This window comes from Emticicia aquatilis (assembly GCF_014644295.1).
GTDB lineage: Bacteria > Bacteroidota > Bacteroidia > Cytophagales > Spirosomataceae > Emticicia > Emticicia aquatilis.
On the sequence record NZ_BMKK01000010.1, the window covers coordinates 235,170 to 260,589 of the forward strand.

Consider the following 25,420-nt stretch of genomic DNA (forward strand, 5'->3'; position numbering starts at 1 on the left):
GTATTTCGCCTAATTTTTTTTTCAAAAAAAAATCAATGAAAAGAATGTGAATGTGGCATTATTTTAATATTCTATTTTTTATATACATTTGAATAAAGAATCTATATGCTGATTTTTATAGTACAAATCATAGATATTATATAGCTTTTCAGATAAACTTTTTATTCTTCGCTTTCACCAAAAAAGTTTAAATAAAATAGACATTTTTATGGTGATTGTCGGGTACTAATATTCAGATAAAAAAAACAACTATGTGTGGAATTGTAGCGTATGTAGGGCATCGTGAAGCAGCCCCTCTAATTATCAAAGGCCTCAAGCGATTAGAATATCGTGGATATGATAGTGCGGGTATTGCACTATTAAATGGTAATGGATTGAAAGTATATAAAAAGAAGGGCAAAGTTTCTGCTCTTGAAGCTGAACTAAAAGACAAAGACCTTTTAGCAACAGTCGGAATCGGACACACTCGTTGGGCTACGCACGGCGAACCAAACGATGTGAATGCTCACCCACATTATTCAAATAGTGGGCGTTTTGCTATTATCCATAATGGAATCATTGAAAACTATGCTTCTATCAAACAAAGTCTTTTGAATAAAGGATATACATTTCAAAGCCAAACTGATACCGAAGTGTTAGTAAACTTTGTAGAAGATATTCAGAAAAACAAGGATTGTTCGCTTGAAGAAGCAGTCAGAATTGCTCTGCATGAAGTGGTTGGGGCCTATGCCATTGTAATTATGGATTCAGAAAATCCAACCCAATTAATTGCGGCAAGAAAAGGTAGTCCGTTGGTCATTGGTGTGGGTGACGATGAATATTTCTTTGCATCGGATGCAACTCCAATTATTGAATATACCAAAGAAGTAATTTATCTGGACGATTACGAAATTGCTATTGTAAAAGAGAATGAACTAACAGTCAAGAATTTATCGAACGAAGAAATTGACCCTTATATTCAGACTGTTGAACTCGAACTTGAAGCGATTGAAAAAGGTGGCTACGAACATTTCATGTTAAAAGAAATTTTCGAACAACCCCGTTCGATTGCCGATTCGATGCGTGGGCGTATTAATCCGGAAGATGCCACACTACTTTTAGGAGGATTGGGTAGTTATCTCGACAAAATCGCTAAAACCAAACGTATTGTAATTGTTGCCTGTGGTACTTCGTGGCACGCAGGTTTGGTCGGAGAATATTTATTGGAAGAATTGGCTCGAATCAACGTAGAAGTTGAATACGCATCAGAGTTCCGTTATAGAAACCCTATCATTAAAGAGGGCGATATTGTAATTGCAATTTCACAATCTGGTGAAACGGCCGATACTATGGCCGCTTTGGAATTGGCCAAGTCGAAAGGTGCAATTATTTTAGGTGTTTGTAATGTGGTAGGTTCTTCTATTGCACGCATTACTCACGCGGGTGTTTATACACACGCTGGCCCTGAAATCGGTGTGGCAAGTACAAAAGCCTTTACCGCTCAAGTTACCGTTCTCTCTTTAATAGCCATTGCTGTGGCTCAGAAAAAAGGCACAATCAGCAATGAATTGTATAGAGAATTAATCTTTGGATTAGACGCGATTCCGGCCAAAGTAGAAAAGATTTTAAAGAATGTTGACAAAGTAAAAGATATTTCAAAACTATTCACTTTCGCTTCAAATTTTATCTTTTTGGGCCGTGGATTAAACTTCCCAGTTGCCTTAGAAGGAGCATTGAAATTGAAAGAGATTTCTTACATACACGCTGAGGGCTATCCTGCTGCTGAAATGAAACACGGGCCAATTGCCTTAATTGATGAAGATATGCCTGTGGTGTTTATTGCGATTAAGGATAGTTCTTACGAAAAAATTGTATCGAATATTCAAGAAGTAAAAGCCCGTAAAGGTAGGGTAATTGCGATTGTAACCGAAGGAGATACTCAAATACCAAGTATGGTTGACTTTACGATTGAAGTACCTCGCACCAACGAGTTGCTTTCTCCGCTATTGACTTCTATACCATTACAGTTAATATCCTATTATATTGCTGTACTTCGTGGTAGAAACGTTGACCAACCTCGTAACTTAGCGAAATCGGTAACGGTGGAATAGCCCCTCCCAACCCTCCCCGATGGGGAGGGCTTCTTTTTCTGCATAGAATAAATGTATAAATCATTTTTCTCTCATTTTTTATAGAAATGCTTTTATGGTAATCACTACTGATTTTGAGGTTGGGGTTTTACTAATATCGGCGTAGCTATCAATCGGCACTAAAACATTGGCTTCGGGGAAGTACGTGGCTACGCATTTTCTTGGAATATTATAGGGCACAATGATAAACTTTTCAGCAACTCGCTCAACTCCTCCGTGATTGTTATACAAATTCACCAATTGATATTTCTCAAAATTAGCTTCTTGCATATCAGTTTCGTTCATCATAATGATTCTTCTTTCATTATAAATACCTCGGTAACGGTCGTCTAAACCATAAATAGTCGTATTAAACTGGTCATGGCTCCTGATAGTCATCATCAAATACTCGCCCTCTGCCAATTTTATACTTTCTAATGGATTAATAGTAAACTTAGCTTTTTGTGTATCGGTACTAAATTTTCTTTCACGAGGTGGGTTTGGTAAATAAAAACCGCCATCATGACGAACCCGAACATTATAATTATCAAAACCTGCGATGGATTGCTCAATTAAAGTTCTGATATTATTATAATTGGCAACGAGTGAATCCCAATCTACAATATTATTTTTCAAAGTAGCTTTTGCCATTCCTGCTACAATAGCTGGCTCAGACAATAAGTGTTCGGAAATTGGTTTAAGAAGTCCCTTACTACTATGCACCACGCCCATTGAGTCTTCAACCGAAACGAATTGTACACCACCTGCTTGAATATCAAGGTCTGTACGACCCAAAGTTGGTAAAATCAAAGCCGTTTTTCCGTGAATTAAATGGCTTCGATTAAGTTTGGTAGAAATATGAACTGTTAAATCGCAGTTTTGCAGGGCTTTGGCCGTAAACTCAGTATCGGGTGTAGCGGATAAAAAATTACCACCCATTCCGATGAAAACTTTTGCTTTTCCTTCAGCCATCGCTTTGATGGCCTCTACGGTATCATATCCATGCTTGCGTGGAGGTTCGAACCCAAATACTTTTTGGAGATTATCTAAAAACTCTGGTTTGGGTCTTTCAAAAATACCCATTGTGCGGTCGCCTTGCACATTTGAATGTCCACGAACTGGGCAAGTTCCTCCGCCTTCAATACCGATACTCCCCTTCAATAAAAGTAGATTAACAACCTCTCGAATGGTTGGTACTGAGTTCTTATGTTGGGTAAGTCCCATTGCCCAACAGACAATGATTTTTTTATATTGAATCAATAAATCAGCCGCCGCTTTAATTTCTTCCAAAGCTATTCCACACTCGTCAGAGAGCTGTTCCAAAGATTCATTTTCAAGACTTTTTATATATTTTTCGTAGTTTTCAGTCTGATTACTCAAGAAATTTCTGTCAAAAACACCTCCTGTTTTACGTTCAGCTTCGAGTAAAAGTTTATTGATTGCCTTCAACAAAGCCAAATCTCCGTTGATTTTGATTTGTAAATAGATATCGGTCAATTTTTCGCCACCAAAAACCACATCACGCATTTCTTGTGGGTGCTTGAACTTCAATAATCCAGCTTCGACCAAAGGATTAACCGAAATGATTTTTGCTCCGGCACGTTTAGCTTTTTTGAGTGCTGAGAGCATCCGTGGATGATTCGTTCCGGGGTTTTGTCCGAGAATCATAATTACTTCGGCTTTCTCAAAATCATCCAGTTTTACCGAACCTTTACCCAAACCCAAAGTTTCTCCCAAAGCCGAACCGCTTGACTCATGGCACATATTCGAGCAATCGGGCATATTGTTTGTGCCGTACATTCGGATAAAAAGCTGATATAAAAAAGCAGCCTCATTGCTGGTTCGTCCTGAAGTATAAAAGATTGCCTCATCAGGTGAATCTAATTTATTTAACTGATTACCAATGAGTTGAAAGGCTTCATCCCATGATATTTTTTCATAATGCTGTCCTCCTTCTTTTACAATCAAAGGATGCGTTAATCTTCCTTGCTGCCCTAACCAATAATCTGATTTTTGTGAAAGTCCAGCAACCGAATATTTTTGAAAAAAAACAGGCGTTACTTTTCTGGTTGTGGCTTCTTCGGCAATGGCTTTTGCTCCATTTTCGCAGTATTCGGCAATTTTTGAGCGTTCACCATCGGGGTCTGGCCATGCACAACTCGGACAATCGACTCCTCCTTTTTGGTTGAGGTTTAGTAAAGATTTTAAACCTCGTCGGACAGGCATTGCACCAAACACGTGTTTCATCGAAGAAAACACGGCGGTAAAACCCGCTGCTTCTTTGGCGGGTTCAGTAGTTTCGATTCCCGTGAAATGGGTCGGTGGTTGAGGGTTTATTTTCGACATAATATTTTGTATATTAGAAATTCAAAATCTACAATTACATAGAATTTGTTATACTGAAAGCATCTGTTATTGAGCATAAGTTTAATCTACTTTAATAAATTCCCAATTAGGATTTATTTGTCTGATTAAATTTTCTTTCTACTCTCTTCTTAAGATTTTAATTTCTTTTTCTCTTTCTATTGCTTGTTTAATATCTGTAAACTCTTCAAAATAAATCAAATTGTAGCAATAGTATTTTCCAGCAAAAGTTTCAGACTTTCCTTTGTTCTCATAATGTTGATTCATCCTTTGCCTTAAATTGTTTGTAACGCCTGTATATAATACATTTTTTCTTGGATTTGTTGTGATATATACGTAATAAGTATTCATTTCATTCTACAGCTTTATGTATGAAACTCTTTCTAATTCTTTTTATAAATCAGATTCAATGATTTCAGATTCCTACGGAATGACATTGACGACGATTACGGAATAGTTGATAAAGGTAGCTTTAAGAAACAAATATTCTACTCACAACTACTGATTATTCGCTCTTCATGAGCATAAACATTAAATCCATCATTTCTCAAAAATCCAATCAAAGTAACACCAAAATCCTGAGCCGTTTCGATGGCTAAACTTGATGGGGCTCCTACACAGGCAACAATCGGAATTTGTGCAGCGGCCGCCTTTTGTATGATTTCAAAGCTTGCCCTGCTGCTCATAACCAAAATATTATTCTTTAAGGGTAAAAGATTGGCTTGAAACGCTGCACCAATGACTTTATCAAGTGCATTATGACGACCGATGTCTTCACGGCAACGCCCCCCCGCCCCTAAAGGGGAGCTTGCATAATCAGCAATCTTTTCTTTACTTCCCTTTAGGGCAGTCTGATGGGTCGGCTGAGGGTTTATGATTAATGCCGCATGAAGCCCGCCTGTGTGCTTGAAAAATACTTGTTTTTCTTTTAGAATGTTGAGTAACGACTGAATGTAGCTGGCTGGTACTTTAAAATCATCACTCGACAATATCTTACAATGCTGCTGGATACTCTCAATCGATGCTTTGCCACAGACTCCACAACTCGAAGTTGCGTAAAAATTCCGTTCAACTTTACTTAAATCTACTTCAATACTTGGCTTTAATTCAACCCTTACGATGTTCTCTTGTGCTTGTCGGCCCGCATCTACGCAGTATCGAATACTCAATATATCATCCAACTTAGCAATGATTCCCTCTGTAAACAAAAAACCTAATGCCAGTTCAAAATCGTGGCCAGTGGGCGTTCGCATCGTAACTGAAATGCTTTTTTGCTGCCTATTTTCCATTTCTCCAAACCCCAAACGAATTTCCAGTGGTTCTTCCCAAGCCACTAAATCGGGTATTTTTTCTACGCTTTTCGCCCCAATTTTCTTTATTTCAAAAGATTTTATTCCGTACATTTGTTTGTAAGTTTTGTTGATTCGACCAAATTAGTAAAACTTCTTTGATTGATAGTTGTTTGTTCATTAAAATGCAATTACGCTATCTTTGACAAATTAGAAACTTGTCCTACAATTTATTCATCAATAACAAATACGGTCAGACGTGCCGTCGGACCAACTTAAAAAACTATGAAAAAAATTCTTATTTCTCTCTTGTTCCCCAGTTTAGCAATGGCTCAGTACAATTATCCAGTAACAAAAAAAATCGACCACACCGACACTTATCATGGCACAACAGTTGCCGACCCATACCGATGGCTTGAAGACGACCGTTCGGCCGAAACTGCCGAGTGGGTAAAACAGCAAAATGAGGTAACGAATAAATACTTCGAGCAGATTCCGTATCGTGCAGAAATCATGAAACGTTTGGAGAAAATCTATAATTATCCAAAATATTCTTCTCCTTCACGCAAAGGTGAGTGGTTTTATTTTTATAAAAACGATGGCCTGCAAAACCAGTCGGTGCTATATCGTCAGAAAGGACTTGATGGCACACCCGAATTGGTCATTGACCCAAATAAACTTTCAGCTGATGGTACTACGCGTTTAGTACAGTTTGTATTATCGAAAGATGGAAAATATGGTGCAATGGCATTATCGAAAGGTGGTTCTGACTGGCAAGATATTGTAATTATGGACATGGCCACGAAGCAAAACCTCAGCGAAAAACTTGAATGGGTGAAGGTTTCGGGTATTTCTTGGCAAGGAAATGGTTTTTATTATAGCCGTTATCCGAAACCAGAAGGTAGTGCTTTGGCCGCCAAAAACGAAAATCATCAAGTATTTTTCCATAAAGTAGGCACAAGTCAGGCCGATGATGAATTGGTTTTTGAAGATAAAACTAATCCTCAACGCTTCAATGGCGTTTATACGAGCGAAGACCAAAAATTTGCATTCTTGAGCATCTCAGACCGTGGTAAAGGTAAAGATGGCAACGCTTTGTATTATAGAGCGGCTGGAGAGAAAGAATTTAAGCCAATTATTGCTGAAATTACTAATTCGAGTTATAGCATTGTTGATAATATCGGACAAGCATTTTTGGTTCAGACTAACCACAATGCTCCAAATGATAAAGTAGAAAAATTTGATATTGCTACGGGTAAATGGTCAACGATTTTACCCGAAAAATCAGAGCCATTACAAGGTGTAAGTTCGGCGGGTGGAAAGTTATTTGCTTTGTATCTGAAAGACGTTACAACTCGTGTTTATGTCTATGATTTCAACGGAAAGCGTGAAAATGAGGTACAACTTCCTTCTTTGGGTTCGGCAGGTGGCTTTGGTGGCGAAGCTGATGATAAATTTGTGTTTTATACATTTAGTACCTTCAACTACCCTCCTACTATTTTCAGATATGATATTGCCAGCAAGAAAAGCACCGTTTTCCGCTCACCAGAAGTAGATTTCAAAGCAACTGATTTCGAGACAAAACAAGTTTTTTATATGAGTAAAGATGGCACGAAAATTCCGATGTTTATTGTCTATAAAAAAGGCTTAAAACTAAACGGACAAAATCCAACCTTGCTTTATGGATACGGTGGTTTTAATGTAAACCTAAACCCAGGTTTTAGTCCAACTTTGATTCCATTTTTGGAGCAAGGTGGCGTATATGCTTCGGCTAACCTTCGTGGCGGTGGTGAATATGGCGAAAAATGGCACGAACAAGGCATGAAACTCAAAAAACAGAATGTTTTTGATGATTTTATTGCAGCAGGCGAATATCTGATTGCTCAAAAATATTGCGATAACGCACATTTGGCCATTCGTGGTGGTTCAAATGGTGGTCTTTTGGTGGGTGCGGTGATGAACCAACGTCCAGATTTGGCAAAAGTAGCCATTCCACAAGTGGGTGTAATGGACATGTTGCGTTTTCAGAAATTTACGATTGGCTGGAACTGGATTGCCGATTATGGCTCGTCGGATAATGCCGAAGAATTTAAAACTTTGTATGGTTACTCGCCAATTCATAATATTAAATCGGGCGTAAATTACCCTGCGACGCTCATCACCACGGCCGACCATGATGATAGAGTTGTGCCAGCACACTCATTTAAGTATGCAGCTACTTTGCAAGAACTCGGTGCAGGAAGCAGCAAAAATCCGTTATTGATTAAAATTGATACAAATTCTGGTCACGGAGCAAGTAATACGAAGAAAAACCTCGAATCAACGGCTGATATTTACGCATTTATTTGGTGGAATATGGGTTTTGTTCCGAAGTTTTAATCTTAAATTTAGAGAATGCTCTTGTCAAACACGGGCATTCTCTAAATTTATTATACTATCACCTTTTTTAACAACATATTTTTGGAAATTCACATGACTAAAAATCTACTTTTTTTCCTCATTTCTCTCTGTATTTTAACAGCTTGCAGCACTAACACAACCCTTATTTCAAACGTAAAAGTTAATGCCATTAAGGAAACAGGATACCTAAACTCTGTTTCAAATATTAATGTAATAGCCAATTCTGATGAACTTCCAAATACAAATGCCATGAATCAAATGGTGGCAACTAATTCTGATATAATTTATACTGAACTTACCCACACAGCTGACATAAAATCAGAATTAATCGAATTAACTCCGTACGAAGCCAACATTGTTTATCGGGATATTGCAAAGAAAATTGACACGCTTGCTAATTACCGTCTAAAAGTTAAAAATATGGATAATGCTACGGGGAGAAAAATACTCAAAAAGGAAATGCAATCGACGTTTTCAGCCATGACTTTGTCAGAAAATACAATTAATATTCTGAAAACTAAAAATAAGCAATATGTATCATTTATTCTGACCTTAGGAAGTACAAGAACCTACGAAAATGCCAAAGATGCCCGGAGAGATTTTTTACTGACTAATGCGTTGGGGATATCGCTCGTTGCCACAACAGGCTTTGGGTTTTATAAGTTACCTCAAATGGTTTATTCTTGTATAAATGAGATTTTGATAATTGATGTATTCAATAATAATCTGGTATTCTATAATCAGACAATAACCCCAAACGGAGACCCTGCAAATCCCAAAGATTTAAGACAAAATATCTTTGAAGCTTTTGAAGGATACTGGGTAAAGAAAAGTGAGGATACCAAAAAATATGTTAAAGTAGAAAAAGTAAAAGACTCAAAGTAAACCTTGATTCTCAATTATCAAAAAGGCCTCGTGTATGAGTTATAATATTATAGACATAGAAACTGCTGAAGACATAAAATCAAGTATAAAAGTAAAAAAAGAGCAATTCATAAGCTTTAATCTTTCAACAGCTTATTTTTTAGATGATTCTTCTATAATCGTTCAGCCCTTAAACCCCTTTGGGAAATGCTTACACATTTTTGAAGTTGAAGCATTTGAAGTATTTATTACTAAGAAAGATTTTCCTACAACAGAACAAATCGAAAATCTTTACTCAGGTAATACTGAAATTATTGATAATTTAAAAAGCTACAAAGTAACAATGCTCAACTCATTACAAAAGCTCATTTTTGATGAATTGAGCACTGAAACACCTATTGATTTTAATAAAATAACGTGAGTTCGGGATTGTAAATAATGTCAAAAGGGCTAAAAAATGAGATATTTGTGGTATCTGACACCCAAAACTCAAATTAAAGCCCTATGATAGAGCTAAATAACGAACCGCGGCGGCGGACCGCTTCATAGATAGCAAAAAGCTTCCCGTTTGTGATAATCGAAGAATTCATCGCTACGGCGAACCCTTCAAATAAAGTTTTTAAAGTCTTTGCAAAACATGGAAAATCTTCAATTGGGTGGTTCTATGGTTTAAAAACACATCTGATTATCAACAACTTAGGTCAAATTATAAATTTTGGCTTAACACATGCCAGTGTATCTGATAATAATGAAAACCTGTTAAAACAAATGCTTAAAGGACTCAAAGTAAAATGTTTTGGTGATAAAGGGTATATTTCAAAACTATTTAGCTTTTTCTATGAACAAGGGTTAGAATTAGTCCATAAAGTTCGAGCTAATATGAAAAATCAAATAATGAATCTTAATGATAAAATCAATCTAAAAAAACGAGCTTTGATTGAATCAGTAAATGATATTTTAATGACGGTTTTTGATATTGAACATACTCGCCATCATAATCCTATAAATGCGATTGCTCATACTTTTGGGGCATTAATTGTATATTTACGATGAAAAGCCAACCGTTTTTATTCAAAAGTAATCCCGAGCTCACGTTATACTTATTAAAATTGCAGTGTAATAAGTAAATTGGAAACTTTTTGTTGCAAACAAAAAATAAAACTTGCAATAATATTCATAGAAGTTTATTATTCTAAAAAGTCTATTAATTTTCATACAATACTCCCTATGCAAAAGTCTATTTTAATTTTAACTACTCTTTTTCTGTTCAATTTTCTTCCAATTCAAGCACAATTACCCACTTTATTTCAGGATTCCTATGATGGAAACGGGGTTGTTCCTTCTACGAGTAATTTATTCGCTTGGAAAGATAATTTGTATATGAGCCGTTCGGTGGGTAGCATATATGGTGGAAGCACAAATTTATGGAAATTTGATAATATCCAAAGTACTACAGTATTAGCTAATATAAACATCCGTAGTGCAGTAACATCAACTAATTACATGATGTTTCATTGTTATATTCCTGCAAATGATGTTGTTCCAAAATTGGCTTTTACTAAAACAGGCAACAATAATGATTTTGTATATTCCAGTCAGCGTGGAGTAATGAATTATGCAATTGCCAAAAATGATACTTTTTATATAAGTGTTGCAGACAATAATTATAATTACAAATTTTGGAGAATGATTCCAACGGCAAATGGCGTTTCCGAAACCATGTTTTCGACGCCAAATAACCTATGGATTGAGAAACATTGTTATTATAAAAATGACATTTATTTCATTGGTGTCATTTATAATAGCTCAAACTTAACTCGATATCTTTACAGAATAAGAAATAATCAAGTACAATTAATACGTTCGAATATCTATGATATTCAATTTTTAGATAATGAAATGTACGTATCAACTTACGGAGGATATTTTTATTATTTAGATAAGGGGACTATTGACAATAATGGTTTCATCACTTGGAAAAATTTGAAATACTACACTCCAAATGAAGGCTCCTACATGGGATTGCTAAAAAATTTCACAATATTTAAAAACAAATTCTATTTCGTTTGCAGCTTGGCGTTTGTAGGCGAACAACTATGTTATGTTTCTAATGACTCAATCAAGGTTGTTAAACTGAATAATTACAGCACAAATGAAGTCAACATACTAGGGCAAGTAAACGACAAAATAATTTTTGAATCAAGAAATTTAGATGATGAAGGAAAACGTTTATGTCTTTGGGCATCAGATGGAACAGCCAACGGAACAAAAATAATAAACTATGATGTAAGAACAACTCTATCAGGTTATTATAACCCATATAATGGTGGAGAAAAGAGGCCTGCAAATTTTCAAAACCGTATCTTTTTCTTAGGAACAACTAACAAAGAAGGAGAAGAAGTTTGGTTTACAGATGGTACATCAGCTGGCACAAAAATGCTCATGGATATTAACCCTGGAACAGCAAGCTCAAGACCTACCGACTTTATTGCATTTAATAACCGATTATATTTTACGGCTTTTCACCCTACTTATGGTAGTGAACTTTGGTATTTCCAACCAAATTGTTTATCTGAAAGAAATATTTCTGGTGTCTCGATTCAAAATGAAGGCTCACTTGACTATCTAAATTCTACACAGAAAATAACTGGAAATGTAAATCGTGAATATAAAGCCAGTAAAGCATTTATACTTAACAATGGTTTTGAGGTAGAAACTGGCTCAGTTTTTAAAACAGTTCTTGATTATGGATGTCAATACTAAATAAATTGTTTTACTTAATTTTGGTGGAATATGGGTTTTGTTGCGAAGTTTTGAAATTAAAATCTGTGCGAAACACAATCAATTTCGCTCAGATTTTTCTAAAATATATCATACCGACTCAACAAGCTCTCTAAAATTATTTTCCTTTTCCTGATAGAGGTTTTGTTGAATACTTTTTTCAGCAATTAGTTTTTCTTTCAACAAAATTATTGAATCACGAAGCGATAAAGTAGAATTGTAGGCATCGACAATCTTATCTTTGATAAGTATATCTACAAAAAAACTATCAAAAAAATAATCAATAAATTCTGATGAAGTGTCAAACTTTATAGGTGAAGGAACTAAGTCTGGTTTTATATCATTTAACTCTCTCTTTAGTTTATCTAAAACATAATTGATTTCAACAATTCCCATTTTAGCTTTTTGCATCTTTTCACGTTTTAGAAAGGTAGAAAAGCTACCTCCTCCAAACGTATCCCAGTTTGCATAAGCTTTAGCATCTTGTAAATCCTTGATTACTTTCGGCATCACACCTAACACCTTTTCAGCAGCCGAAATTACCTCTTGAATCTCTTTTATGTAAGCATCTATTTTTACTAATTCATCTTGTTTGCTAAAAATATCCAACAATTTCGGATGGTTATTTTCCTTCAATAACTTTACTTTTTCTTGAATAAGACCCTCGTATTGAACTTTAAGCGTTTCAAAATCAAATAGTTGGGCTTCGTAAGATTTTATTTCAAGAGCAAGATGATCAACTTTATTTTGCTGACTTTCATATTGAATTTTTGCTTGATAATACTCGGCTTGTTCACGCTCCAATTCGGTAAATTTCTTATTCAATAAATCGTACCAAATAGATTTTAGCGTAATTGTTTCAAGGTCTTTAACATCCTGAAACTCTTCGTTCATTCTACGTTTTGTAGCTTCCAATTTTTGTTGTTCGATTCGTTGCACTCGCTTGGCTTCTTGCAGCTTTTGAGCAATTTGTTTTCTATTTTCGAACTTTTGACTGATTGTTAGTAATTCGGCATTGAGTTAATCTGGTATCATGTTTTCGGTTTAATTAGGCCGTAAAACTGATACAAAAAACTGGTTTCTCAGAGTGGATTTAAGCCAAAGGAACGTTTTGAATGATATTCGGATAAAAAGAACGATGAATTTATTCACCCCTCCACATCCTGATGTTTCCAAAGTTCTTGGAATGTTGCATTTGTAGTTTTCAAAGCCTCAAATGTACCTTCTGCAACAATTTTTCCCTGACTTAATACATACACATAATCAAAATAGCGAAGTAAATGCAAACGATGAAGCGAAGAAATGACTGCTTTATCGGAGAAAGCTTCAAACAAACGCTCATAAATCAATGCTTCAGTTTTTGGGTCAACACTGCTCGTTGGCTCGTCCATCAGCACCACTTCGCTGGTTTGAGCGGCCAAAATTCCACGAGCCAAAGCCAAACGTTGCTTTTGTCCACCCGAAAGATTTACGCCTTTTTCCTGAATGCTTGATTCCAGTCCATTTGGCAAATTTTTAGCCGTATCAGTAAAATAAGCTTCTTCACAAACCTTCCAAACATCGGCCTCCTCAAAAGGCAATCCGAGTGTAATATTATAGCGAATTGTATTCTCAAAAATCTCTGGTTCTTGCGGAAAAAGCGTTACAGTTTCATTGAGTGTTGCCATCTGAAATGGTTTTCCATCCACTTCAAAATTCAGGCCTGCTTCTGGCTCATAAAGTCCTCTTAGTAAGGCTAATAACGTACTTTTCCCACTACCACTTTCGCCAATAAAAGCAATTTTCTTACCTCTTTGAATACTTATCGAAATATCATGTAAACTTTGCGGAGCGTGGCCTTCATCATACGTATCACGGTGAGAAAAGCTTAGATTATCAATCGCAATTGTTTGCCACTTTTGAGGCAAAGCAATCGTTGTTTCTGCTCGATGATTATTAGCATAATCGTCACCAATCGAGCGAGCCGTTTGCACATCAGTATTGTACTGCACAATTTCGGTATATTGCCAAGCCACATCATGAAAAACACTCGTAAACTGATTCACAAAGCCCAAAAGCGTAACCAAACCTCCCACATAAAAAACCTTATTTGACTCATAATTTTGATACACATAACCCAGCGTAATTACCACATACGTGAAGCCAACGAGCATTTCGGCCGTAAACCATTTCCATTCATTTATCACAACATTTTTACGAAAAGGTGGAAACAAATCTTTCACTTTTGTCATCAAACCCGACTCCATGCTTTTCTCCAAACGCAGCGTAATGACCGTAATGATATTTGAAAGGCTATCGAAAAGCGTTGAGGATATTGTATGCTCTTTTTCATTTACTTCGTCGAGCGTTTTGATGAAAGGTTTATCGAATTGAAAAATTACCCAAATCGTAAATACGCCTATCAAAACTCCGATTCCTCCAAAAAGTGGCGAAAAATAAAGCATAGCACCGAAAGAAAAAATAAACTTTGAGAGAGCATGCAAAAACATAAATCCATTTTGAAAGAAGTTTTTAAGTGCCTCATAAGCCTTTCTGATACGGTTGATGGTTGAGCCACTGTGATGGTCTTGGTGCCATTTTACAGGTAAATGAAGTGCCTGATGATACATTTCTTGCAAGAAATTCCTGCTCAAATTAAACGCCAATTGACGCTCCATGATTCGAGCTGGGCCATGAAAAACCCACTCCAAAAGTTTTAGTCCCAAATAACCCAAAGCATACCAAACCGTATATTTGATTGTATGCTGAAAATCATGCTGAATTTTATCAATAAACCAACCAAATAGAATCGGGTTGAGAGAAAACACCACATTGGCCAAAGCAAAGAGGGCGTAAATAAGTAAATATCTTTTTCGCTCATGCTTGGCATATTTCCAAGCAGTTTTCAATAAAGAGATATATGGATTTTTATAAATTTTCTGTTCCATCGTGGCAATTTAAACTCCTGTAATTAATTTTCAAGGCCACAATTTAGTCAATTTTAGGCTTGGGTTTGAATAAAGTATCAATTTTGAGCAATAAATCATTTGAAAGCCCACACTCTTCCATATACTTTTACAAGCTAAAATTTAACCCTAAGTATGTCAAATATTACTCGACAAGCTTTCCTCAAGCAATGCCTCGGAGTAGGCACTTTACTTACTTTTTCGCCCTATTTGGCTTGGGCTGATGATAATGATGTTTTTTTTGTAAAAGTTGTGCAAGCCAATAATCAAGAAGTTGATAAATTAATAAAGGTTTTAGAGCCAGAAATAACCGAAATTCGTCGTCGATTGGGTTTTGACTTTGCTAATCTTTCGGCGGCATTATCCGAGCCAACTTCTCGTTTTTATCAGAAAGATGCTCTCGTGCCTTACATGACCAAAATCTTACGTTTTCTGATAAAATATCAAAAAACAGATGGAACGCTCGACCTCGGAAATTTGGCTTCTCCGCCCGACACTGCTTTTATATTAGAGCCAATCTGTGCAGCTGATGTTATTTTACGTAAACTCACCATGCCTTCGCTCTCGGAAGTAAAAACACTTCTAAAAGATTTTATCTTGAAAGCTGGCGAAGCCATGCGTACGGGCGGTGTGCATACGCCTAACCACCGCTGGGTGATTTCGGCCGCATTGGCCCGTATCAATGACTTATATCCCGACAAAAAATACGTCAATCGAATTGATGAATGGCTTTCGGAAAATATTTTTATTGATGCAGATGGACATTATCTCGAACGAAGCATGATTTACGGGGAAGTGACCGATAATTGCCTAATTACGGTCGCACGCTTGCTAAAACGCCCAAAACTCTACGATTATGTGCGTAAAAATCTCCGCATGACTTATTTTTACATGGAGCCAAACGGCGAAATTGTGACAAACGATTCGAGACGACAAGACCAATTCATTGGCATGAATGTGCTGCCGTTTTATTTGGATTATCGCCACATGGCTTTGCACGATAATAATGCTGAGTTTGCGGCCATCAGCAAGCAAATTGAGCAAACCAAAGGCTTTGATGAGAAAACAATGCCTGACTTGTTGGCATTTTTTACGGAAGACCCCGATTTACGCAAGCCATTGCCCAAACCTGCGATTTTGAACACAAATTTTGAGCAGTTTTTCAAGACAACCAACTTGGTCAGAATTCGCAGAAACGATACTACAATGACTATTTTTGGCGGCACTGATAAACCAACAATTATAGGCTCAGGACGCTCGACGAGTGCCAATTTCTTCACTTTCCGCAAAGGAGAAGCAATCTTAAAATATATGCGTTTTTCGACCGATTTCTTTAGTACGGGTTATTTCAGAAGCGATGGTTTGAAGAAAGAAGGCAATAAATATATACTTAGTCAGAAAATCGAAGCACCTTATTATCAACCACTTCCAGCAAAACTCAAAAGAGCAGATGGCGATTACAAACACAGCAAAAGCACAGATGGGCGTTTCTGGAATAAAATGGATTTTGAGAATAGACCGCAGAGTAATATCAAAAACATAGAAACCACTATTAGTGTAGAAGAAAAAAATGGCGGTGCAGAACTGAATTTTTCAGTAAAAGGAGCTGATGGTGTAAGAGTAACGATTGAATTTTGTTTCAAAGAGGGCGGACAGCTCATAGGCTTAAAGAAACTTGATGATGAACCAGATAACTATACACTCGAAAGCGGCACTGGTGAATATAAATTTGGCAAAGACAGCATCAAATTTGGAGAAGGAACTTTCAAACATTCAAGATTACGTGGACTCGAAGGCGAAATGTACACTTCACATTTCGGAAACCTCCGCACCGAAGGAATGCACGTTTTCTTAACAGGAATTACTCCTTTTGAGCATAAGATTACATTGTCATAGTTCTTAAATTATTTATCCTATAATTTATAATTCATTGCCGTCTGTTTTAGCTGACGGATAAATAGGAAGTACAACATATTTGGCTTTAGCCCAAACTTTGCATTAAAAGTTTAAGCTAAAGCCAATTTTGTATTCATTTCAGTATCCGTCGATTAAAACCGACGGGGTCGCCCAGACGGCAATGAATAATATTTGAGTATTTTTTTTCAATTTTCCAGTAACCAATACACAAGTAACTAATTCACAAGTAACTAAAAATCAAAGATTCAACCAATAAGTTACTTTGGCTAAAATCGCACGGTTTTTAGGCATCCAAGTTTCTGAGTTGTAATTATCAGTATAAACCAAGAAGAAATCAGACACAGGGGCAAAACGCCATTGCAAACGTGAATTGACGTTTACGTTTTTGAATTGGCTATTATACTGCACATAGCTCGTCCAAAAAATACTTTTTGTGAAAGTTAAATCAAGTTTTGGCCCTACCAAATACACCTTATTTTTACCCGTAGAAAGGTTAATATCGTTGTAGCTAAAATTAACTGACAAAAATCCATAAGGTTGAAAACGATAAGTAGCAGTACCAACCAAGCTCACAATATTTCCATCAAAATATTGCCCCACCAAAGGCTGAAAAGCAATCGCTAATTTCTTTCTTAAATCAGAAACGTAATTAACCGAAAAATTATAATAGGTATAGCTTGTTCCTTTTTTCAAAACAGGGTATCTATTATTACTTCTGAGAGCATCAAAATCTTTAAATAAATAAGTATAATTTTGGTTGAACGTCATTAAAATGTTTGACGTATTCTGGAAACCTAACAATAAAAATGGCCCCGCTTGGCGGTCTGTCACGCCCAAACCAGGTTGATTATACTGGTCATAAGCAATCCCATAACTAATGCGGTTAAAGGTGCGTGATTTGGGGAAAATATTAAAGCCAATCGTAGGATTTATGTGAAAAAAGTTCTTTCTCGGCACAAATCCAATCTCAGCATCAAAGCCCTTCCCTACCCAATCATGCGACCACTTGGCAATCAATTTCCGAACGCTATAATTGAGCATAAATCCATGAGCAAATTTTTCTCCAATAACCGTTGGGCTAAATACTTGATGATAAAACACCTTTCCACTCCAACGATTATCTTTCGAGGCCAAATTATATTCCAATCCAGCCACACGATTATAGCTATTAATTCCTGCCAATTCTTTACCCAGCACTTGTTTATTGGCAAAAATTGCGGCAATATTTGAGCGACCAAATACTTTTCGTTGTAAGGCAGCTACCGAGTAATTCATGCTTGGAGTACCTTTAAAAGCATCAGCAGCCGTTTGAGTATTGAGCAATCCTACACGCCAATTATCATCAATTTTACCGCTGATTCTTGCACCGTACAAAATTTTACTTTGCACGTTGGTACCTGTCACAGTATCAAGGCTAATGCCGATTTGTCGAGAAAAAAACGGACTAACCAACTGATTCCCAGCGGCTGGCCCGAGCGTGCCTGATGGCGGCACAAATGGATTGGTATTATAGCTACCAAACCCAGTAAATAAGTCGGAGTTTTCTAAGAAAAACTGTCGTTGTTCAGGGAAATTAACATCAAAGCGAGTAAGATTAACCACTTGGCGGTCGGCTTCAACATTCGAGAAGTCAGGATTTGCTGTCAAATCAAGATTCAGGCCAGATGTAATTCCGATTTTTGCATCTCCTCCAAAACTAAATTTATTACCTGCCGCAGGATTTTCTGGATGTTCGAAATCATGTGTAGAACTGGCCGATAAATAAGGTATCAACGAAATGTTTGCACCTGATTTTTTGAGTGGTTTTTCAAAAACTACAGGTATTGAGTAGCCCAAATTCATAATAATCTGATTCTGTGGAATCCGCATTAAAGTCGATTGTTCGTTGGCTTGTGTATCGAATCTATATGCTTTAAAATTCCACTGAGTGCTACCTTCTTTAAAACGCAAAGTTGTTAGTGGAATAGCCAATTCACAAATCCAATAGCCATCATACATTTTCGAAATAGCACTCCATTTATTATCCCAATACATATTAAAATACTCATTGGCCGTACCACCATTATAAAGTAAAGCTTCACGCATAACTCCATAAGGATTCATACCAAATAAAAAGCTATTGGTTTTATCATTGAAAGTATCAAACAAAAAACTCACATTATCGTTTCCTCCTGCTCTAAAATCTCGTCTGAATGAAGGCGTTACATAATTATTGCCAGGTGAATACAGCTTCGAACCGATATAAATATTTTTATCATCATAAGCCAACATGATTTCGGTTTGATACTTTGCCTTCACACTATCTTGTGGAAAAAACTGCCAAAACGAAGGTAATTTTTCGGCATTTTGCCAAGCTTGTTCGTCCAAAACTCCATCAAGTTTTATCTTCTCAGTAATAAATTTTACGGTTGGTGCTTGCTGAGCCTGAGTTTGAAGGAAAAATAAAAATGAGATAAACAATAGGAGAAGTCTATTCATAATGACAGGGGCGTTAGAAATAAGCCACAAAAATACACTTTTTTAAGCCTTATTTTGCCTGTTTTTGATTTATTTTAGAGTTTTTAAAAGCATTATTAATAATTTTTTAGAAAAAACTAATTCTGTCATACATTTGCTAAATAAAATACAATTTCAAATAATTATTATGAAACATACTTCACTTAGTGCATTAGTATTCATATTTTTCACATCGCTTGCGTTCGCTCAAGCACCCGACGAAAAACACCTCAAAAACGTCCGTCAATTGACTTTCGGAGGAAATAATGCAGAGGCCTATTTCAGTCGTGATAGCAAATACATCAGTTTTCAATCGGACAACCCAGCTTGGGGACTTTCGTGCGACCAAATTTTCTATATGGATGTAGAAAAAGGCCTAAAAGACCCAAAGGTTCGTCCCGATTTCATCAGTACAAGTTTTGGCCGTACCACTTGTAGTTTCTTTATGCCAAATGGCAAAGAAATATTATACGGCAGTACGCACGAAGGCGGTGGACACGCCTGCCCGCCTGTGCCTGATATGGGCAAAAAATATCTTTGGGCAATCTACGATAGCTTTGATATTTACGTGGCTGATTTAAAAGGAAAAGTAAAAAGACGTTTGACAAACACGCCAGGCTATGATGCTGAAGCGACGGTTTCGCCCGATGGAAAAAAGATTGTTTTCACCAGCACTCGCAATGGCGATTTAGATTTATACATCATGGATATTGATGGCAAAAATGTGAAGCAAATTACGCACGAATTGGGCTATGATGGCGGTGCGTTTTTCTCGCCTGATAGCAAGAAATTGGTTTTCCGTGCGTCACGCTTTTCGAGCGAAGAAGAAAAAACCGAATACAAAGAAAATCTAAAGAAAAACTTGGTAGCCCCTACCAATATGGAGATTTTCACTTGTAATGTAGATGGCTCAGATTTGAAGCAAATCACAAAGTTGGGCAAAGCCAACTGGGCACCTTACTTTACTCCAAAAGGAGATAAAATCATTTTTGCATCTAATCATCATTCACAACGTGGCTATGATTTTCAGTTGTATATGATAAATATTGATGGAACAAACCTCCAAAAAATTACAACCGAAAGTAATTTCAATGCCTTCCCGATGTTTAGTTATGATGGGAAAAAGCTAATTTTCAGTTCAAACCGCAATAATGGTGGGACGAGAGATACCAATCTTTTCATTGCCGATTGGGTAGATTAAAAGTGCCTTTTTTATAATAGAACCGTTTAATAAAAATGGTTCTATTATAGTTGTATTTTTCGATAAAATAATCAAAATTTAAATAAAATATTTTTGATTATGACAATACAACGTTTCCTATCAATACTGTTGGATACCAATATTTTAACTCAATTACGTAAAACTTTTTGGGTTGTTACGAGGCATCTCCTATTTGTAATTATTATTATATTTATTTTCTGGGCAGTTATCTATTTTAATGACCAAGGAAGAGATACCGTAAATGCCTTACCCGATATATCAATTTTTTATTGGTTTATTACACTACTTGCCCTACTGATATGGTGTTTAACTATTGCTTATTGCTCAAGGGTTTTACTTGAATTAAAGCAAATTAGTCATGATTCAAAATTTATTGATTCTAACAGCCAAGGTTTAACTTTTTGGATAACTTGGCTGCCTCGTTTTTTAGCAATTTTACCTATGATTTTGCTATTATTTAAGGCTCCGTTTTATCAATCACGAGATACACTTATTCTTCCCATTTCACTTTTTTTATTAACCGTTGGGCTCTTTATTTTTTTAGTTTATCGAGAAAAAATATTTTCTACTCTTTTAGAAAAAATAGGACGCAGAAAAAATACTTATTCTCCACTAAAAGAGTCTTTGGGCAATTTATTCTCGTTTCATATAACAAGAATCACAATCTTAGGATTTATCATTTTTGTTACATTATTATTTATCCTCTCCGTAGCATCAGTACCTTTGGGAGTTGCAATTGCAGTAGGGCCAGTTGCGGTTTTGTTATTTGGATTTACTTTTATTACTGTTGTTTTTTCAATTTTATCCTTTTTAACAATTCCAGGAAGACGCCCATTGATGATGTACTTTCTGCTTTACACAGTATTTATTAGCCGATGTAATGATAATACCGAGATTAGAACAGTAGATACGTCAAAACCACAAAGAGCAGGAGTGGAAGAAGATTTTGATAGATGGATTTTATCACGAAAAGAAGATTTAGCTAAAGATAATTTGGTTAAAAATAGTAGCGATTCAACAAAAAAAATCCTGCCAGTTATTTTTATTGCTACCGAAGGCGGCGGAATCAGGGCATTAACATGGACGGCCTTAGTTCTTAAAAATTTAGAGAAAAGATACCCTAATATCCATCATTATATTTATGGTATAAGTGGAGTTTCGGGTGGTGCTGTTGGAGGCACTTTTTATGTAAGCTACCTCAGAGATAGTCTTAAAGAACAAAGTACAAAAAAATACCATACATTTTCTGAGGTCAACTTTAACAAAACCATTAGCAGTGATTTCCTATCAGATATTTTATCTGCTTTTTTATTTCAAGATAATTTTCAACGAGTATTCCCTTATCCTCTAAAGCCATTCAATCGTTCTCGCCAGATTGAAGATGCTTGGAGTAAATCATATAAAGATAATTTGTTGGTGGAAACTTTCGATAAGCCCTTTCTTAATCTTTGGGCCGATACCTCTTTGCACATTCCTTATTTATTCAATAATGGTGTTTTGATGGAAACTGGTCAAAAAACAATTGTTTCCAGCTTAAATATTGACAAAACTAATCTTACTGGAGAAAATGATGTATTTAATGATGAAATAGACATTATTTCGCACATAAACAGCGATGTACCATTAAAAACAGCAGCTTTATTATCGGCCAGATTTCCATACATTACAACTGGTGGTCTAATAAAAAGGGCTAATATCAAACCAACTGGTCATGTAATAGATGGAGGTTATAAAGAGAATACTGGACTCGAAACTGTATTTCAGCTAATGATACGATTGAAAGATAAAATGAATGATACGCTTGGTTATAAAATCAAGCCAATAGTGTTATTCATTAAAAATGGCGTTGAAAAAGATAATAATTCGTCTGATAAAAATCTTAATTTTCTACAAGACGCTACGACTCCATTGTATGGTTTACTAAATGCTTGGGATAGACGCTCAGTAACCATAAGTTCGCTAACTCACAATCTTCGAACACAGTTCTTAGATAAATATAAGTATGATTATATAACTATTAATTTAGACAGAATCAGTAATGAAGGCAAACAGCTCCCTTTGGGCTGGTTTCTTTCAAACAAATCTTTTGATTTTATTCTGAATCAAGCTCAATCCCAAATTTACAAATCTGCTGATACTCCATTTAATAAAGAATTAAACAAATATTTTAAACCAAAATTGTAATCATGGAAGGCTTGACAATATTATTTCAAATTGCCGCATTTTTGATTTCAATACTAACCTTATACAAAGGTTTAGCTGAATATACCAAAAATAATACAATCAAAAGATTTGAGTATTTGGATAAATTAGTAAAGGAGTTTTCTGAAAATGACAAAAAAGCCGCAAAAGAAATGCTCGATATGTTTGTAATAAAACACTATCCTGAAAAAGATTATTCCGATACAACCGAAAAAGACTATAAAAAAAGGGCAAAAACTAAAGGAGATATTACTTATTTTAACCTAAAGTTTTTAGATGTTTTCTTAGAAATTGAAAGAGATAAAGATAACGATAAAGGATATAAGGTAATCGACGAAACTTTTGTTAGTGACAAAATCTCCAAAGAAGATTTCATTGCTAAATATGAAGAAAGTATAAAAGGGAGTCTAAAAACTTTCCCCAAAGCCAATACATTTTATTTTACAGGATTAGAAAGAGTTTTAAGGACCAATGGCAATATTTACCAAAACGATGTCTTCATCAGAAACTCATTCGATTCTATGCTTGATTTCTTTCTCAAAATCATTTACTTACTTCGCAGCGAATTAATCACAGTAAACGAAATAGAAGGTTATTTTTCCTATTATCTTCTTAGATTGAGAGATAATCCAGCAGCAAGAAATTATATCAAAACCTTCTATTCTGAAAGGGATTTCAATTGGCTTTTTAGCTTACTTCAAGGCGACTCTCCAGTGAACTATTTGCAAGCAGTTAAAGAAGCTGATAATAATCAAAAAAAGGATTAGAATTACAACTCGACATTAGAGGAAGCAAATTTTTAGGCGATTCTCAAAATTAGATATATAAAATAAACTAGCCTTTGTATTGTCTAACTGGCAAATTGTGGATAAAAGTGCTGGCACGATTTTTTGGATTAAAGAATATCTTCATTGCGAGGATATTCTTTTTTTGTTTCTATTATTCATCAAAACAACATAAAACCATGCTGAAACGCCTACTAAAAGAACTTACTCAAAAGCCTATGGCCGCACATCCAAAACCAACTTCGTATGTAAAGTCGAGCAAGAGCAGTTATCCATTCTACATCAAAGCCCCGATGGTTTTGCTTGGATTATACTTGCTGTTTTATATGCTTTTTATTTTGAAAGATATTTTAGTACCTGTGTGTTATGCAGGCCTGCTATCTATCTTACTAAATCCACTGGTCAATCGTCTTAATCAATTCAAAATCAAACGTGAGGGTTCGATTAGTATCGCCATCTTATTGGCCATTGTAGTTTTTGGCGGCCTTATTACATTTTTGGGTAGCCAGATGACGAGTTTCAGTGAATTTGCTCCCGATTTTAAACACAGAGGCAATCAAATCTTAAACGACCTTCAAGTTTGGATTAAAAGCACCTTTAATATTTCGTTTAGCAATCAAATGAAAATGGTTTCTGATGCTTTAGAAAGTAGCAAAGCCTACATCGGACAAACCGTTTCGACGATTGCTGGCATCATCGGAATTGTGGTGCTTTTACCGATTTATGTTTATCTGATTCTTTATTACAAACCATTATTTATCAATTTCTTCTACGAAGTTTTTGATACCGAACACGAAGCGAAGGTATCGGAAGTATTGACCGAAACCAAAATGGCGATTCAGAGCTATATTCAAGGCCTATTGATAGAAATGCTAATTGTGGCAGGTTTAAACTCAGCAGCTTTATTGCTTTTAGGAGTCGAATATGCTGTGCTATTAGGAGTTATCGGAGCCATCCTAAATATTGTCCCATACATCGGTGGTTTAATTGCTATCGCAATGCCTGTGATGATGTCACTCGTAACTGGTGATGGCGGTTATTCCACCGCTCTGTATATCATTATTGCTTATACTGTTATTCAGTTTTTAGATAATAATGTCATTGTTCCAAAAGTTGTTTCATCAAAAGTTGAAGTGAATGCCTTTATCTCAATTATTGTAGTATTACTTGGTGGTGCTTTGTGGGGCGTTTCGGGAATGTTCCTGTCCATTCCGTTTGTGGCAATTCTTAAGATTATTTTTGATAGAATCCAAGACCTCAAGCCGTGGGGAATGATTCTGGGAACAGAAATGAACGAAGATTTTTCGTTACATGACTTTGGAAGCCCCGAAGCCGCTGAAAAAAGTGTGATTAGCCAAGAGCTGGCTTTCGACCAAATTGGTACGGAAAAAGAAGATAAATAAACAAGAGATAAGTGCAAGAAAGAATAGTTTAAGTAAAAAATTAATATATTTGTAAAAAACAAATGAAGCATTATGACAGCATTTACGGAGCAAATTGATGCAGAAGCCGAATATTTACTCGAACGTGGAAAGCCTATGCCAAGTAAAAACCACTCAAAATTAGAATCAAGATTGGCTCGACTTCTGGGCAATGATTATGAAGAAAAATATGATATTTATGTAGAGTTAAGTCTCGAACTAAATACAGGCCGAGCGACTCCAGATTTATGCTTGTTTACACCCGAAGTTTCCGACTGGCTTGAAGATGAAATACGAGTAAAAAATGCTCCATTGGGTGTTATTGAAATTGTTTCTCCTAAACAAAGCACTCAAGAATTAGTCGATAAATTAGATTTATATTTTGGGGCAGGGGTTTTATCATGTTGGATAGTGATTCCAACTTTCAAGATGATTAATATTTTTCATACAAAACATGATTATAAAACCTTCATGAATGGCGAACTTCTTGATGAAAAATTAGGTATCCGATTAAATTTAGAAGAGGTTTTTAAATAAATGTATCACATTGAATAATTTTGGTAGAGACGTTTCATTTGCCGAGCGAAGTAGGGTTATACCTGTAAAAAGCGAAACTTGATTGTGCC

The 25,420-nt window shown here is 35.9% G+C and carries 17 protein-coding genes and 1 pseudogene; 12 read left to right on the forward strand and 6 right to left on the reverse strand.

Features of this window, described 5'->3' with window-relative positions:
* Positions 1 to 251: 251 nt before the first annotated feature.
* On the forward strand, positions 252 to 2,090 hold the full coding sequence (glmS, locus tag IEX65_RS21635; protein WP_188769220.1) for a glutamine--fructose-6-phosphate transaminase (isomerizing): 1,839 nt from the start codon (positions 252 to 254) through the stop codon (positions 2,088 to 2,090).
* Between the two features lie 78 nt (positions 2,091 to 2,168).
* On the opposite strand, the gene IEX65_RS21640 is transcribed toward glmS, so the two are convergent.
* The 3 genes from IEX65_RS21640 to IEX65_RS21650 form a co-directional block, all read right to left on the reverse strand.
* Entirely contained in the window at positions 2,169 to 4,454 is a 2,286-nt protein-coding gene (locus tag IEX65_RS21640; protein WP_188769222.1) for an FdhF/YdeP family oxidoreductase, read from the reverse strand.
* A 138-nt stretch (positions 4,455 to 4,592) separates the two neighbouring features.
* On the reverse strand, positions 4,593 to 4,823 hold the full coding sequence (locus IEX65_RS21645) for a GIY-YIG nuclease family protein (RefSeq protein WP_188769224.1): 231 nt from the start codon (positions 4,821 to 4,823) through the stop codon (positions 4,593 to 4,595).
* Positions 4,824 to 4,960: 137 nt separating this feature from the next.
* Positions 4,961 to 5,875 carry a formate dehydrogenase accessory sulfurtransferase FdhD gene (locus IEX65_RS21650; protein ID WP_188769226.1) on the reverse strand — a complete coding sequence of 305 codons (915 nt, stop codon included), beginning with the start codon at positions 5,873 to 5,875 and terminating at the stop codon, positions 4,961 to 4,963.
* Between the two features lie 171 nt (positions 5,876 to 6,046).
* Between IEX65_RS21650 and IEX65_RS21655 the strand changes: the two genes are divergently transcribed.
* The 5 genes and pseudogenes from IEX65_RS21655 (at position 6,047) to IEX65_RS21675 (ending at position 11,788) form a co-directional block, all read left to right on the forward strand.
* The gene (locus tag IEX65_RS21655; RefSeq protein WP_188769228.1) at positions 6,047 to 8,140 is read left to right on the forward strand and encodes a prolyl oligopeptidase family serine peptidase; all 2,094 of its coding nucleotides are present in this window, start codon (positions 6,047 to 6,049) and stop codon (positions 8,138 to 8,140) included.
* Between the two features lie 93 nt (positions 8,141 to 8,233).
* Positions 8,234 to 9,046 carry a hypothetical protein gene (locus tag IEX65_RS21660; protein WP_188769230.1) on the forward strand — a complete coding sequence of 271 codons (813 nt, stop codon included), beginning with the start codon at positions 8,234 to 8,236 and terminating at the stop codon, positions 9,044 to 9,046.
* A gap of 34 nt (positions 9,047 to 9,080) precedes the next feature.
* Entirely contained in the window at positions 9,081 to 9,446 is a 366-nt protein-coding gene (locus IEX65_RS21665; protein ID WP_188769232.1) for a hypothetical protein, read from the forward strand.
* Positions 9,447 to 9,567: 121 nt separating this feature from the next.
* Positions 9,568 to 10,106: pseudogene (locus tag IEX65_RS21670) on the forward strand (IS982 family transposase); the annotation flags it as partial.
* Positions 10,107 to 10,252: 146 nt separating this feature from the next.
* Positions 10,253 to 11,788, forward strand: a complete 1,536-nt coding sequence (locus IEX65_RS21675; protein WP_188769241.1) for a 3-coathanger stack domain-containing protein — start codon at positions 10,253 to 10,255, stop codon at positions 11,786 to 11,788.
* 108 nt (positions 11,789 to 11,896) lie between these two features.
* Here IEX65_RS21675 and IEX65_RS21680 read toward each other — a convergent pair whose 3' ends face one another.
* Together IEX65_RS21680 and IEX65_RS21685 are read right to left on the reverse strand one after the other, a co-directional pair.
* Positions 11,897 to 12,700 carry a hypothetical protein gene (locus IEX65_RS21680; RefSeq protein WP_188769242.1) on the reverse strand — a complete coding sequence of 268 codons (804 nt, stop codon included), beginning with the start codon at positions 12,698 to 12,700 and terminating at the stop codon, positions 11,897 to 11,899.
* A 254-nt stretch (positions 12,701 to 12,954) separates the two neighbouring features.
* Positions 12,955 to 14,733: an ABC transporter ATP-binding protein gene (locus IEX65_RS21685; protein ID WP_188769243.1), complete on the reverse strand. Its 1,779-nt coding sequence runs from the start codon at positions 14,731 to 14,733 to the stop codon at positions 12,955 to 12,957.
* Between the two features lie 153 nt (positions 14,734 to 14,886).
* Between IEX65_RS21685 and IEX65_RS21690 the strand changes: the two genes are divergently transcribed.
* A complete protein-coding gene (locus IEX65_RS21690; RefSeq protein WP_188769244.1) occupies positions 14,887 to 16,647 on the forward strand; it encodes a hypothetical protein in 1,761 nt (586 codons plus the stop codon).
* Positions 16,648 to 16,905: 258 nt separating this feature from the next.
* On the opposite strand, the gene IEX65_RS21695 is transcribed toward IEX65_RS21690, so the two are convergent.
* Positions 16,906 to 19,146 (reverse strand): DUF5916 domain-containing protein, encoded by a 2,241-nt coding sequence (locus IEX65_RS21695; RefSeq protein ID WP_188769246.1) that lies wholly within the window; start codon positions 19,144 to 19,146, stop codon positions 16,906 to 16,908.
* 166 nt (positions 19,147 to 19,312) lie between these two features.
* Between IEX65_RS21695 and IEX65_RS21700 the strand changes: the two genes are divergently transcribed.
* From IEX65_RS21700 to IEX65_RS21720, 5 genes are all read left to right on the forward strand, one after another.
* Positions 19,313 to 20,365, forward strand: a complete 1,053-nt coding sequence (locus IEX65_RS21700) for a TolB family protein (protein ID WP_188769248.1) — start codon at positions 19,313 to 19,315, stop codon at positions 20,363 to 20,365.
* Positions 20,366 to 20,827: 462 nt separating this feature from the next.
* On the forward strand, positions 20,828 to 22,570 hold the full coding sequence (locus IEX65_RS21705; RefSeq protein WP_188769251.1) for a patatin-like phospholipase family protein: 1,743 nt from the start codon (positions 20,828 to 20,830) through the stop codon (positions 22,568 to 22,570).
* Between the two features lie 2 nt (positions 22,571 to 22,572).
* Positions 22,573 to 23,355: a hypothetical protein gene (locus tag IEX65_RS21710; protein WP_188769253.1), complete on the forward strand. Its 783-nt coding sequence runs from the start codon at positions 22,573 to 22,575 to the stop codon at positions 23,353 to 23,355.
* Between the two features lie 197 nt (positions 23,356 to 23,552).
* Complete coding sequence (locus tag IEX65_RS21715) at positions 23,553 to 24,776, forward strand: AI-2E family transporter (RefSeq protein ID WP_229250820.1); 1,224 nt, start codon at positions 23,553 to 23,555, stop codon at positions 24,774 to 24,776.
* Between the two features lie 72 nt (positions 24,777 to 24,848).
* The gene (locus IEX65_RS21720; RefSeq protein WP_188769255.1) at positions 24,849 to 25,331 is read left to right on the forward strand and encodes a Uma2 family endonuclease; all 483 of its coding nucleotides are present in this window, start codon (positions 24,849 to 24,851) and stop codon (positions 25,329 to 25,331) included.
* The last annotated feature ends 89 nt before the right edge of the window (positions 25,332 to 25,420 follow it).

Excerpts from the sequence above, each read along its gene's own strand:
- IEX65_RS21650 (WP_188769226.1), bottom strand. The coding sequence starts at position 5,875 with ATGTACGGAATAAAATCTTTTGAAATAAAGAAAATTGGGGCGAAAAGC.
- IEX65_RS21680 (WP_188769242.1), bottom strand. The coding sequence starts at position 12,700 with ATGAACGAAGAGTTTCAGGATGTTAAAGACCTTGAAACAATTACGCTA.
- IEX65_RS21710 (WP_188769253.1), top strand. The coding sequence starts at position 22,573 with ATGGAAGGCTTGACAATATTATTTCAAATTGCCGCATTTTTGATTTCA.
- IEX65_RS21685 (WP_188769243.1), bottom strand. The coding sequence starts at position 14,733 with ATGGAACAGAAAATTTATAAAAATCCATATATCTCTTTATTGAAAACT.
- IEX65_RS21720 (WP_188769255.1), top strand. The coding sequence starts at position 24,849 with ATGACAGCATTTACGGAGCAAATTGATGCAGAAGCCGAATATTTACTC.
- IEX65_RS21695 (WP_188769246.1), bottom strand. The coding sequence starts at position 19,146 with ATGAATAGACTTCTCCTATTGTTTATCTCATTTTTATTTTTCCTTCAA.
- IEX65_RS21665 (WP_188769232.1), top strand. The coding sequence starts at position 9,081 with ATGAGTTATAATATTATAGACATAGAAACTGCTGAAGACATAAAATCA.
- IEX65_RS21705 (WP_188769251.1), top strand. The coding sequence starts at position 20,828 with ATGATTTTGCTATTATTTAAGGCTCCGTTTTATCAATCACGAGATACA.
- IEX65_RS21655 (WP_188769228.1), top strand. The coding sequence starts at position 6,047 with ATGAAAAAAATTCTTATTTCTCTCTTGTTCCCCAGTTTAGCAATGGCT.
- IEX65_RS21690 (WP_188769244.1), top strand. The coding sequence starts at position 14,887 with ATGTCAAATATTACTCGACAAGCTTTCCTCAAGCAATGCCTCGGAGTA.
- IEX65_RS21645 (WP_188769224.1), bottom strand. The coding sequence starts at position 4,823 with ATGAATACTTATTACGTATATATCACAACAAATCCAAGAAAAAATGTA.
- IEX65_RS21640 (WP_188769222.1), bottom strand. The coding sequence starts at position 4,454 with ATGTCGAAAATAAACCCTCAACCACCGACCCATTTCACGGGAATCGAA.
- IEX65_RS21715 (WP_229250820.1), top strand. The coding sequence starts at position 23,553 with ATGCTGAAACGCCTACTAAAAGAACTTACTCAAAAGCCTATGGCCGCA.
- IEX65_RS21675 (WP_188769241.1), top strand. The coding sequence starts at position 10,253 with ATGCAAAAGTCTATTTTAATTTTAACTACTCTTTTTCTGTTCAATTTT.
- IEX65_RS21700 (WP_188769248.1), top strand. The coding sequence starts at position 19,313 with ATGAAACATACTTCACTTAGTGCATTAGTATTCATATTTTTCACATCG.
- glmS (WP_188769220.1), top strand. The coding sequence starts at position 252 with ATGTGTGGAATTGTAGCGTATGTAGGGCATCGTGAAGCAGCCCCTCTA.
- IEX65_RS21660 (WP_188769230.1), top strand. The coding sequence starts at position 8,234 with ATGACTAAAAATCTACTTTTTTTCCTCATTTCTCTCTGTATTTTAACA.